Origin of the sequence: Streptomyces sp. NPDC020192, from assembly GCF_044388685.1 — a bacterium.
GTDB lineage: Bacteria > Actinomycetota > Actinomycetes > Streptomycetales > Streptomycetaceae > Streptomyces.
The window spans coordinates 63255-75368 of sequence record NZ_JBIRXG010000013.1; the positions used below are offsets into that span (position 1 = coordinate 63255).

General features: G+C 67.3%; 11 protein-coding genes. 6 read left to right on the forward strand and 5 right to left on the reverse strand.

The genetic code is table 11. The features are described 5' to 3' along the window. Positions 1-19 precede the first annotated feature (19 nt). Complete coding sequence (locus ACH47Z_RS24750) at positions 20-1510, forward strand: protein kinase (RefSeq protein WP_399077166.1); 1491 nt, start codon at positions 20-22, stop codon at positions 1508-1510. On the opposite strand, the gene ACH47Z_RS24755 is transcribed toward ACH47Z_RS24750, so the two are convergent. The 3 genes from ACH47Z_RS24755 to ACH47Z_RS24765 form a co-directional block, all read right to left on the reverse strand. Then, positions 1500-2177, reverse strand: coding sequence for a GAP family protein (locus ACH47Z_RS24755; RefSeq protein WP_399077168.1), 678 nt, complete (start codon positions 2175-2177; stop codon positions 1500-1502). The two genes, ACH47Z_RS24750 and ACH47Z_RS24755, sit on opposite strands and share 11 nt — an antisense overlap. 120 nt (positions 2178-2297) lie before the next feature. After that, on the reverse strand, positions 2298-2435 hold the full coding sequence (locus tag ACH47Z_RS24760; protein WP_399077170.1) for a hypothetical protein: 138 nt from the start codon (positions 2433-2435) through the stop codon (positions 2298-2300). A 1102-nt stretch (positions 2436-3537) separates the two neighbouring features. Next, entirely contained in the window at positions 3538-4020 is a 483-nt protein-coding gene (locus ACH47Z_RS24765) for a hypothetical protein (RefSeq protein ID WP_399077172.1), read from the reverse strand. A 24-nt stretch (positions 4021-4044) separates the two neighbouring features. Here ACH47Z_RS24765 and ACH47Z_RS24770 point away from each other — a divergent pair, with 24 nt between their 5' ends. Continuing rightward, the gene (locus tag ACH47Z_RS24770) at positions 4045-5109 is read left to right on the forward strand and encodes a serine/threonine protein kinase (protein ID WP_399077174.1); all 1065 of its coding nucleotides are present in this window, start codon (positions 4045-4047) and stop codon (positions 5107-5109) included. 71 nt (positions 5110-5180) lie between these two features. Here ACH47Z_RS24770 and ACH47Z_RS24775 read toward each other — a convergent pair whose 3' ends face one another. Then, complete coding sequence (locus tag ACH47Z_RS24775) at positions 5181-6200, reverse strand: LacI family DNA-binding transcriptional regulator (protein ID WP_399077175.1); 1020 nt, start codon at positions 6198-6200, stop codon at positions 5181-5183. Positions 6201-6489: 289 nt separating this feature from the next. Between ACH47Z_RS24775 and ACH47Z_RS24780 the strand changes: the two genes are divergently transcribed. The 4 genes from ACH47Z_RS24780 to ACH47Z_RS24795 are packed head-to-tail and all read left to right on the forward strand — an operon-like array spanning position 6490 to position 11344. Continuing rightward, the gene (locus ACH47Z_RS24780; RefSeq protein WP_399077177.1) at positions 6490-7881 is read left to right on the forward strand and encodes an ABC transporter substrate-binding protein; all 1392 of its coding nucleotides are present in this window, start codon (positions 6490-6492) and stop codon (positions 7879-7881) included. Positions 7882-7886: 5 nt separating this feature from the next. Further along, positions 7887-8807: a carbohydrate ABC transporter permease gene (locus ACH47Z_RS24785; protein WP_399077179.1), complete on the forward strand. Its 921-nt coding sequence runs from the start codon at positions 7887-7889 to the stop codon at positions 8805-8807. 5 nt (positions 8808-8812) lie between these two features. Further along, complete coding sequence (locus tag ACH47Z_RS24790; protein ID WP_399077181.1) at positions 8813-9646, forward strand: carbohydrate ABC transporter permease; 834 nt, start codon at positions 8813-8815, stop codon at positions 9644-9646. A gap of 42 nt (positions 9647-9688) precedes the next feature. Further along, positions 9689-11344 (forward strand): glycoside hydrolase family 13 protein, encoded by a 1656-nt coding sequence (locus ACH47Z_RS24795; protein ID WP_399077183.1) that lies wholly within the window; start codon positions 9689-9691, stop codon positions 11342-11344. 390 nt (positions 11345-11734) lie between these two features. On the opposite strand, the gene ACH47Z_RS24800 is transcribed toward ACH47Z_RS24795, so the two are convergent. Next, positions 11735-12100 carry a hypothetical protein gene (locus ACH47Z_RS24800; RefSeq protein ID WP_399077184.1) on the reverse strand — a complete coding sequence of 122 codons (366 nt, stop codon included), beginning with the start codon at positions 12098-12100 and terminating at the stop codon, positions 11735-11737. Positions 12101-12114 lie beyond the last annotated feature (14 nt).

A 12114-nucleotide genomic window follows, 5' to 3' on the forward strand; every position in this document is an offset into this window, starting at 1 on the left:
ACATCACGGGGAGGCGCGAGTGGGGCGGGACGTGGTCCTCAGTGGCCGGTACGAGCTGGTCGAGAAGCTCGGACAGGGTGGCATGGGAACGGTCCACCGGGGGGTGGACCGGCAGCTGCGCCGTACCGTCGCGGTCAAGCTGCTCTCCTCGGAGTTGGCCCACGATCCGCAGTCGCGAGCCCGCTTCCGGCGCGAGGCGCACGCGGCCGCCGCACTGAACCATCCGGCAGTGGCCACCATCCACGACGTCGGCGAGGAGCCGCACCCGGACGGCCCGCGGCCCTACCTGGTCATGGAGTACGTGCAGGGCGCCACCCTCGCCGAAGCCCTGCGCGACGGCCCACTTCCCGTCGCCGCGGCGATCGACGCGGCCTGCGCGGTACTGGACGCGCTGCGGCACAGCCACGAGCGCGGCATCGTACACAGGGACATCAAGCCCTCGAACATCATGCTCACCGGACCCGACACCGTGAAGGTCCTCGACTTCGGCATCGCCAAGGCGTTCGCCGAGGCCGCCACCCGTATCACCGGCAGCGGCGCGGCCATAGGCACCCCCGCCTACCTCTCGCCCGAGCAGATCAGCGGCGCGGAGATCGACCACCGCGCCGATCTGTACGCGATGGGGTGCCTGCTGCACGAACTGCTGACCGGACAGACCCCGTTCCGTGGCGATTCGCCGTTCGCCGTCATGCATCAGCACCTGTACGCCGAACCCGAGCCGGTCTCCCGGTTCCGGCCGCAGGTACCGCCGGCGGTGGAGGCAGTGATCCTGCGCGCACTGCGCAAGGACCCGGCGGAACGATTCGCCGATGCGGGACAGATGCGCGCGGCCCTCGCCGACGCCCTGGCACAGGCCTCCATGCCGACCGCCCAGGCCACCACGCCCCGGCCCCCGGCGACGCGATCCGGCGGCCGAACCGCCCTCCGGGACAGGTTCCGTATCTCACTGCGCCCTTCCGCCGACGGCACTCTGGCTCTGCTCGGCTGCCTGCTGTCGATGCTGTGCGCGCGAGTCCAACTGGTGGACACCGCTCACTTCGGCCGGGTCGCCATCGCGGCCGGTGTGCTGGGCATCGTGACGCTGCCCTGGTCGACACGCCTGTCGTGCGCGATGGGCTGGGGGCCGGTGGCCGAGGCCGTGGCGGTCAACTCCGAGCTGCGGCGCGCCGACGTCGGCTGGGGCCACTCGTACGTCGCCATCGCCGCCCTGCTGGCCCTGGCCGCCGCCTGCTGTCTCGTCAGCGCGGTACGCGGCCAGGAGCGCGGTGTCGGCTCACTGGTCGCCTTCTGGTTCAGTGCCACCGCATCGATCTGGTACTTCCTCGACGATCTGCACAAGCTCTTCGTCTTCTACCTGCTGCTGTCGCTGGTGGCCCTTGCCACCGTGTCGTGGGAGGCCGTCGACCTCGTGCGGCGCAGGGCCGACGACAGGGGGGCAGCACCGCAAGGGCCGCCCGGCCGCCGGCTGACGGCCACGCTGACCCGAAACCTCAGGGCTGTCAGGAGGTGAGGACGGAGATGCCGTCGCCGAGCAGTTTCAGCCCGAGGACGAAGAACAGGACAGCCATCACGGCGACATTGTGCTGAGCTGCCCAGTCCTTCCAGTTGCCGAGCGTGGTCTTCGCTCGCTCTCCTCCGAGGAGGAAGACCCCCAGCGGGGCCAGCAGGCCGAGGGTGGCGATGACGACGAAGATCGCCAGCGACGCGATCTGCTGCCCGACCGGAAGTCCGGCTGAGCCGATCGCGGCGCCTGCGGCGATGGTCAGCGGGGCGTTCTTGGCGTTGAGCGCGGCCAGCGCCACTCCGAGGCCGAAGACCTTGAGCGGTGTGAGACGGTCGATCGCGCCCATCCACTTGGGCAGTTGAGCTTGCGAGGGATCCGCGGGGCGCCGGCGCCACTGCCGGGCTCCGAAGAGGACGAGAAGCACGCCCAGGGCGAGCTTGAGAGCTCCGACCCAGGTGGCCGGGTGTTTGTGGGCGGAGGCGCCTGCGGGGGAAGCGATCGCCAGCATGATTGCGCCCAGTACCGCGAGTCCGAGCAGCCAGCCGACGGTGAAGAGCGGTCCGTTGAGACGTCCCCGGGGTGTGGCGAGGATGAGGATGACCGCGATGACCGGAAGTGGGCTGACCGCGACGCCGGCCGCAAGACCCAGCACGTCACCGAGAACCTTTCCCATGGCTCCTCCCACAGGCTCGGCAGGCTCGGTTTTCATGGTGCTGCATCCCTCCGCCGCTGTCTTCGTGATCTCCTCCGAACGCGGCGAAGGTGCTGATCAGGCCGCATCTTGAGCCGCCCCCTACGCTCCGCGCCACCATGCCGGCGTGCCGGTGCGGGCGGCGGTGAAGCAGAGCGTGCGCACGAGCGTGCCCGCGGGTTTGCCGACGGCCGCGGCCTCGTAGAAGGTGGCGCGTTCGACGTACCTGCGGTCGTCCACGTCGTGCGGTTCGTAGGCTTCGCGGGTGGTGCCGGTCAGGTGCTCGGTGCCCAGCTTCCTGCACGCCTCGCGGACGGCGAGGCGGATCAGAAGGGCTTGGTGGGCACCCCACGAAACCTCAGGTCAGGGCCACACCAAGCAGTACGGCTGATGCCCCGCCTCATGCAACCGGTGCGAGAAGTCCTGCCACTCGTGCAGCGAATGGGAGGGGTGGGGCGGTGACCTGGGGTTTCTCGGAGAAATGTGCGTTGACCTGCGGAAACTCTCCTCGGTAGTTCTCACGGGTCAACGCCGTTTCCCAGGCTCATGTGCCCTGGATGTGCCCTCGGGATCGGGGCCAGAGCCGTCCCGAGTGGCCGCCGCAGCAGCCGCGAGGAGGGGGATCGAGAGCGCCCACGCACCCCGCTCCTCGCGGAGGGTCTGCTGTGTCCCTCCAGCAGAGTGGGCCGTAGGGCACAGCTTGATGGCAGGTCAGCGCAAGCTGGTGCTCGACACGTTCAGCACGTATCGGCATCGGGTCGGACGGCAAGAGCCACGCCATGGCCTAGCTCGGCGAGTCCAGAGCGCGTGCCGAGGGAAGTGTCATCGGTAACGGAATCGGTATCCGTGTTGGCACGATCTTCGTTCCCATTGAGACTGAGCACGTGCCTAAGCCAGTGAAACGACGGGGGTGTATCAATGAGCGGTCTCTTGGACGCAGTGGACACGGCTCAGGGCAACATCGAGCGTTTGGCTGACCCAGGATCCTTCCGCCTTGCCACCGACCAAGTGATGGAAGTCGCTCGTCAGTGCGGCGCTGAGTCAGTCCTCGCAGCCAGTGCAGCCGCAGAGGGGCTGGTAGGGGCACTGCTGGCCTCGTGTTCCAACCTGGTCAACTTGTCTTCCCGGGCGGTTGGACTGTCGACCAACGTATTGATCATCGACATCAACCTCGCCAGCGGTACCACCGTCGCGCAAGCTGCTCGCCGAGCGCGCGGTCTGGGTGCACAGCATGTACAGGCCGTCGTACTCCACCAGGTGACCGCGGCCACCGTTCAAGCTGCAGACTGTGGCGTGGAAGCGCTGACTGTGCTGGGTCGACGGCCCGCGGCCCCGCCTTCTTCTACGACGGATTCGGGGTTGTGGTAGATGCGGTTGGCAAAGACGTGAGTGCCGCCGCAGCTGCCGCAGCGCGTTTGGGATCCAGCTCCTTTCCCCGTGCCAGGGCGTCGGCCTTGGGCAGGCCAAGTGCCTCACCTACCTCTTTGCCACTGCGGTAGGCAACCTTCTGGATCTTGTGATCTCGGCAGATGTACCCCAAGGCGCCTTCGATCATCAGACGATGACGGGGCGCCGCCTTTCTGCTCCCAGTTGGACTGACGTCGGCTGTGCAGATAACCACCGCGTCAGGCTTCAAGGCTGACAACTTGCTGCTGAGCTTGCGCCCCAAATCTTCAACTTGATCAATAAGCTCTGACGTCGCCGTTCGGAGCTCGCATGCTTCAACCAACCGCGCCTGATCTCGTTGACCTTCCAGAACTGCACAGACAACGACAGGCCCACGCCCCGCCGTTGGGAAGCCCACGCTGATCCCGAGTACCACCATGCTCAGCACTATAGGGTGTTGGGCATGTCGGGAACGGTGATAGCCCAGGTCGGCCAACGCCAGATCGGGAACCGCATCAGCAACCGCTACCAGGTACTGGAACGCCTTGGGCGTGGGGCGACCGGCGAGGTCTATCGCGTTGAGGATGAGCATCTGCGCATGGAGGTAGCGCTGAAGCTCTTCGAGCCTATGCCGGGGCAACCCGCGACGTGGGACGAAGCGCAGACTCTGAAGGAACTGCAGAGTGAATACCTGCTCACTGTCTACAACGCAGATATCGCGGCCGGGACTGACATTCGCTATCTCACAATGCCTGTAATGGATGGTGATCTTGAAGCGGCTGCGGCGCCCTTCGGGGTGGATGTCGCTAAGGCGGTCCATTGGGGTCAACAGATTGGTTATGGACTCGAACGAATTCATGCCGCTGGCCTACTGCATCGCGACGTAAAGCCCGGGAATGCTTTCGTCGATTCGAGCGGTGACGTATTGCTTGGCGACCTTGGATTGGCCGTGCAGATGGACTCGAACGGTCGCTCGCCTATGGAGGGGACGTTCGCCACCGTTGCCCCTGAAGTGCTGACCACGAGAATGTGCTCTGTGGCATCTGATGTCTACTCGTTGGCGGCAACGGTCTTCTATCTCCTGTCTGGACAGTACCCGAACGGTCCACTTAGTCTCGGCCCGGCCGCCCGCCGGGACCGAATTATCAGCGGCCATTTTGACAAGTTGCGGGACGTCGCGCCTCAGGTATCGCAAAGCTTGGGTGCTGTCATCGAACGCGGACTTTCTCAGGACCCTGAAAAAAGACCGGTTAATTCTCAAGAATTTGCCAACCAGCTTGCTCAGTGCTCTCTCCATCGTCGGCCTTGGAAGCGCATCCCATCCCACAGTGGCCATGATCGATGCTTCGAAGGAGGTGCCATAAAGTCGGCAAAAGCGGTGGCCGTATGCGTGCTGCTCGATGCGCGGGGCCGAAGTAATATCGAGGTGAAACAGGCATCTGGACGGCGCTTGCGTCAACATGAGAAGAACGGAATTCCGCGAGACCAACTGTCCGCCGTCTTGCGTTCCCTGTTGCGCCAACTCTGACTCGCCCCGGGCCCCGGAGTGTCGACGGACTGTCCTGCTGACTTGGCTCCTGGAGTCACGCTTCGAAACTGCTAGGAGCGCGGCGGCGCCGTGCTCCCACGGATCACCAGCTGCGTCGGCACGACCACGTCGTGCTCCGTCTCCTCCCCGCCTAGGATGCCCAGCAGCATCCGGCCCGCCAACTCCCCCTGCTCCCGCACCGGCTGCCGCACGGTCGTAAGGTCCGTCAGCTCGGCCACCGGATGGTCGTCGATGCCGATGACGGACAGATCGTCGGGGATGCGCAGCCCGGCCCGGCGCAGGGTGCGGATCGCGCCGAGGGCGACCTCGTCGGAGTGGGCGTAGACGGCAGTCGGCGGCTCGGGCTGGCTGAGGAGCTTGGCCATGGCGTCGGCGCCCTGGTCGCCGCCCCAGTCGACGGTGACGACGAGGCGTTCGTCGAGGGGGATGCCGGCATCGCGCAGGGCGGCGTAGTACGCGTTCGAGCGGCCCGACGGCTGCACCTCGTCCGGCTGGTCCGGGTCGACCGCCGCGATCATCGCGATGCGTCGGTGGCCGAGGAAGAGCAGATGGTCCATGGCCTGGCGGCCGGCCGTCTCGTCGTCGATGGAGACGTTCGGATACGGCGCGTGCTGGCCGCCCGCGGCGATGATCGTGACGCCCATGAGCTCCAGCCGCCGTTGCTCCTCCTCGCCGACCGGGAAGGCCAGGACCACGACCGCGTCGACCTTCCGTCGCGCGGGCAGCCGGTGGAAGAAGTCGTGCCGGTCCTCGATGCCGTCCACGTGGTACAGCAACACGTCCAGGTCGGCCGCGCGCAGTACCGACTCCAGGCCCTCCAGCAGCGCCGCGAAGAACCAGCGCGAGATGTGCGGTACGACCACCGCGACCCGACCCGTGTCGCCACCGGCCAGCCGGGACGCCTCGGGGGAGACGACGTAGGAGAGCTCCTCGGCGACCGTGAGGACGCGACGGCGCGTGGCCTCGGCGACGCCGCTCTCGTTGTTGAGCGCGCGTGAGGCGGTGGCCATCGAGACGCCGGCCGCAGCGGCCACGTCCGCCATGTTGATCTTCTGGGAGCTCTGCGCCATGCCGGAAGGCTAACTCACTTTCGGAAACGCTTCCATGATTCTTGGAAGGGTTTCCGATGGCCCGGCGGGCATCGGCTACCCGAAGGTACGGGCATCTGATCGTTTCACCACGTCAACTGCATGTTGCGGCTTCGTTACTTGACAGACCTGATGGCGGCCCTCAGTCTTTCGGCAACGGAAACGCTTCCGAAACCCGCTTCGCACTCCCCGCGGCCCGGTCCGAGAAGCATCCGATCTCTGTCTGCCGACCATGATGGGAACGGCAGCCGCATGGATGCGAGGAGGCATCATGCCTGAGCAGCACCCCACCTCCCCCGCCAGAACCGTGGGCCGTCGCCTGCGCGCCCCGCTGGCGGCCGTCGCCGCCGCGGCCGCGCTGTCCACCCTGGCCGCGTGCAGCGCACCCGGCTCGGACTCGGGCTCCGGCGCCGCAGCGAACACGACGCCGACCGCCGTCTCCACTGCCGTCGGCAACACCCCGGCGACCCTGACCCTGTTCTCCGCGGCCGGTCTGGAGACCTACGAGCAGGGCCTGGCCGACGCCTTCATGGCCAAGTACCCGAAGATCAAGGTCAAGCTGCGGGTCGAGGCGGACAACAACTACAACACCGTGCTGCCAAGGCTGCTGGCCTCCGACTCCACGCCCGACATCGTCGCGCCGAACGACCTCCTCGGCGGGGTGAAAGACAACCTGCTCACCAACCTCGACGCCTACGACAAGGCGTACGGCTGGAGCGACAAGGTCCCCGCCTCCGCCCTCGCCCCCGGCCGGGTGCTGAGCGGAGTGATCGGCGGCGGGCAGCTGTACCAGGCGGGCGGTTCGGCTGGCCCGCTGGTCGGCGTCTTCTACAACAAGGAGCTGGCCGCCAAGGTCGGCATGACGAAGGTGCCCGCTTCCGTCTCCGAGCTCGAGGCCGTCATGGCCAAGGCGAAGAAGTCCGGCATCACCCCGATCGTCGCCTCCAACCAGGACGGCCTGATCGGCCACCTCTACAACCTGCTGCTCGGCGACTACATGGGCGCCGACAAGCTCAGCGACATCGTGTACCACCAGACGGGCGCCACCCTGGACACCCCGGCGGCGGTCCAGGCCACCGAGACCCTGCAGAAGTGGATCAAGGCGGGCTACTTCGCCTCCGACGTCAACTCCGTCAACCAGGAGGCGTCGTACGGCCAGTTCACCGGCGGCAAGGGCCTGTTCTTCTTCCAGGGCAGCTGGATCACGCAGACCATCGACAAGACCTTCAAGGGCAGGTACGGCGTCTTCCCGATGCCGCCGGCCGAGAAGAACGGCCCGTACGCGGGCATGACCAGCAACACGCTCGCCTTCTCCATCGCCGCCCGCTCCCAGCACAAGGACGCCGCCGGCCTGTTCCTGAACTTCCTCACCACCCCCGAGGCCGCGAAGGTCGCCGTCAAGAACGGCTACGCGGCGCTGACCTCCGGCACCGCCTCCCCGGCCAAGCCGTCCCTGTCCGGCACGCTGACCGAACAGATCCAGACCGGTTACGCCGCCATCGCCGCCGACAACGGCTTCGACAGCTGGCTGCAGAACTCCGCCCCCGCGGTGGGCACCAAGCTGACCCAGCAGCTCCAGCTGCTGGTCTCCGGCAAGGTCGAACCGGCCGCCATGGTCAAGACCCTGCAGACCACCTACGCCGACGCACTCAAGAGCAGCTGAGCACCATGCCCTCCACCCCCCGACCCACAAGGAAGGGCACCGCCGCCCGGGGCCGCACCAGGCTCCGGGCAAGGCGGTGGGCCGGCTGGCTCTTCGCCCTCCCCACCCTCGCCTTCTACGGCGTCTTCAACTTCCGCCCGGTCCTGATGTCGATCCAGTACTCCTTCTACGACTGGGACGGCGTCGGCGCCTCCACCTGGGTGGGCCTGAAGAACTACACGGCCGTCTTCACCGACAACGAGCAACTCGACTCCCTGCTCCACGCCTTCTACCTGATCCTGTTCTTCACCGTCCTGCCGCTCACCCTGGCCCTGATCACCGCCTCCGTCCTACGGCAGTTGCAGGGCCGCTTCACCGGCGCCCTGGCCCGCACCCTGCTCTTCCTGCCGCAGATCATCCCCGGCGCCGCCGCCGGCGTGGCCTGGACGTGGATGTACTCCGACAACGGCGTGGTCAACCAGCTGCTGCGCGCCATCGGCCTCGACTCGCTCGCCCGCCCGTGGCTCGCGGACTTCACCTGGGCCCTGACCGCGGTCGGCTTCATCGGCACCTGGCTGTCCACCGGCCTGTGCACCATGCTGCTCCTGGCCGGCATCGGAAAGATCGACAACAGCCTCTACGAGGCCGCCCGCATCGACGGCGCCGGACCCATCCGCCAGTTCCGGGCCGTGACCCTCCCCGGTCTCCGCAACGAGATCGGCGTCTGCGTCACCATCACGATCATCGCCGCCCTCGCCAGCTTCGACGTCGTCTACCTCTCCACCCAGGGCGGCCCCGGCACCCAGACCATGGTCCCCGGCGTCGCCGTCTACAACCTGGCCTTCAACGACAGCCGCCTCGGCGCCGCCTCCGCCCTGGCCGTCGTCCTGACGCTGATCGTGATCGCCGTCATCGCCCCGCTCCAGCGCCTGTTCCGGGAGAAGTGAGTTCCATGCCCGCACGAACGCAGACGCTGCGCCGCCGCGCCCCCGGACTCATCCTCATCACCGCCGCCGCGCTCTACTCGGTCGTCCCGCTGCTGAGCATGGTCAGCGCGGCCCTCGCCCCGCAGGGATCCTTCCCCTCCGGCCTGAGCTGGCCCACCGACCCGCACTGGCACAACTTCGTCGACGCCTGGAACGTCGCCAACATCACGACCCTGCTGAAGTCCAGCACCCTCATCGTGCTCGGCGTCGTACCCGTAGCGGTCCTGATCTCGACGATGGCCGCGTACGCCATCGCCGTCCTGGAGATCCCGCTCGGCAAGATCTTCTACACGATCCTCGTCCTCACCCTGACCCTCCCGTACGAGATCGTGATCGTCCCGCTCTACGAACAGACCAAGGCCATGGGCCTGCTGGGCACCCAGTGGGCGCTGATCCTCCCCCTCATCGGGATGAACATGCCGTTCGCGGTGTTCTGGATGCGGGCGCACTTCGTCGGCGTACCAAAGGAGTTGTCGGAAGCGGCGGGGATGGACGGCGCGGGCCCCTGGCGGGCGCTCTTCCACATCCACCTGCCGCTGGCCCGTCCCGCGATCGCCTCCCTGGCGCTGTTGATGTTCCTGTCCACCTGGAACCAGTTCCTGCTCGCCCTGGTGCTGATCGACGACCCCAACAAGCGGACCATGGCGGGCGCGTTGCAGGCATTCACCACCAAATACAGCACCGACCAGGTCCTGCTGAACGCCGGCGCCCTGCTCATCATGGCCCCCACGATCCTCGTGTTCCTGTTCCTGCAACGCCACTTCGTCAAGGCGCTGCTACAGGGCTCGGTCAAGGGCTGACCACCACCCCCATCACCTTCAGAACAGTCAGGACCGAGCACCATGACCAACCCGACCCCTACAGTGCTGCCCGCCGACGCCGACTGGTGGCGTACGGCCGCGATCTACCAGGTCTACATACGCAGCTTCGCCGACGGCGACGGCGACGGCACCGGAGACATCGCCGGCCTCCGCTCCCGCCTGCAGTACCTGGCCCACCTCGGCATCGACGCGATCTGGATCAACCCCTGGTACCCGTCCCCGCTGGCCGACGGCGGCTACGACGTCTCCGACTACCGCGACATCCACCCCGCCTACGGCACCCTCGACGAGGCCAAACAGCTGATCACCGAGGCACACGAGGTCGGCCTGCGGGTGATCCTGGACATCGTCCCGAACCACACCTCCGACCAGCACGCGTGGTTCCAGGAGGCGTTGGCGGCCAAGCCCGGTTCCCCGGAACGCGACCGCTTCATCTTCCGCGAGGGCAAGGGCGAGGAAGGCTCGCTTCCCCCCAACGACTGGCACGCGGCCTTCGGCGGCCCCACCTGGACTCGCACCGAAGACGGCCAGTGGTACCTCCACCTCTTCGCCCCCGAACAGCCCGACCTGAACTGGGACAACCCCGAGGTCCGTGCCGAGTTCGAGTCGATCCTGCGGTTCTGGTTCGACCTCGGCGTCGACGGCTTCCGTATCGACGTCGCCCACGGCATGGTCAAGGACCCCGCCCTGCCGGACCTCGGTCTGACCGAGTTCTCCGTCCTGACGGGAGAGGGCCAGGAGAACCACCCGCACTGGGACCGCGACGGCCTGCACGACATCTTCCGCAGCTGGCGCGCCATCGCCGACAGCTACCCGAACCCCCGCGTCTTCGTCGCCGAGGCCCACGTCCGCCCGGGTCGCATGCCGGACTACCTCCGCTCGGACGAACTCCACACCGCCTTCAACTTCGACTTCCTCAAGTGCCCGCTGGAGGCGGGCAAGTTGCGCGAGGTCATCGACCGCAGCATCACCAGCCTAACCGCCGTCGGAGCCCCGAGCACCTGGGTCCTGTCCAGCCATGACGAGACCCGCCACGTCACCCGCTACGGCCGCGCCGACACCGGCGTCCAGGCCCTCTTCCGGGACAAGCCCATTCCCACCGACCTCACCCTTGGCACCCGACGCGCCCGGGCAGCGGCCCTGCTGATGCTGGCGTTGCCGGGAGGCGCGTACATCTACCAGGGCGAAGAACTCGGCCTCTACGAGGTCGAGGACATCCCGGAATCGATGTTGCAGGACCCCATCTGGGAACGCTCCGGCCACACCCTCCGAGGCCGCGACGGCTGCCGCGTCCCTCTCCCGTGGACCGGCGACACCCAGCCCTTCGGCTTCAGCACATCCGTGACCGCCGCCCCCTGGCTCCCCCAGCCGGAGGACTGGAAGTCCTACACCGCCGAGGCCAACCAGGCCGACCGCACCTCCATGCTCCAGCTCTACCGCTCCGCCCTGCGCCTACGCCGCACCAACCCAGGTCTGCGCGGCGAGGACTTCCGCTGGCTCGACAGCCCCGCCGGCACGCTCCTCTTCGAACGCGGCAACGGCGTCCTGTGCGCGGTCAACCTCTCCGACCAGCTGATCCCGCTACCCGACGGCTCCGGCCCCCTCCTCGCGTCAGGGCCACTGAGCGAAGAGGGCCTGCTACCTCCGGACACAGCGGTCCTGCTGCACGGGGACTGATCTCCACCCCTGTGCCCCCGAAGCCGCCAGGGCCTGTCCGGTGTATCTCCCCGCCGACCGGACAGGCCCTGGCCTGCACAGGAGTGGAAGTCCGGCACTACAGGAATCTCGTCCATCCCTGGCGGAGAAACGGACCGGACGCGTACCGAACCGCGACACGCTCGACATGCGCTAGCCGGCGGTAAATGCCACGCTGAACGATCTCGCGGCGACGGCGGCAGCGCTTCCTCCGTCTGCTCCACCTACTCCGCGTGCGCCACCAACGCTGCCTCTGTCGCTCGTCGCCGTCCGGGCGGGGCAACAACAGGCTCTTGAACCACTGGTGCTTGCTTCAGCGCAGGCACAAGAAACGCGGAGTGTTTGACGGCGCTTCCTTCTCGCAGTAAGACGCTACTTCGAAGCGTCCTCTACGGCCTCGAAGATGTCGGCGTCCGTCTCCTTCTGCCAGTCGGGCAGGTCGGGCCAGTCGGCGACGTAGCCGGGCTTGGGGTCCTCGAAGTGCTTGTACATCTGGGCGGTCCAGCAGGTGGCGACGAAGCGGCTCTTCTGCTCGCGGGTGAGACGGGAGGCGTGGCGGTCGCTGAGGTCGAGGAACTGTCGCACCTGGTCGTACACGGCCCCGGCGGCCTGGCGCTCCCACTCGGGGGTCTCTTCCCAGGGGGTGATGTAGCCGGGCTTGGGTTCGCCGGGGAAGTGCTTTCGAACGCCGGTGATCCAAGCCTCGCGGAACACGCGTGCGCCCTCGATCTGCGACATGCCTTCCCCTCTCG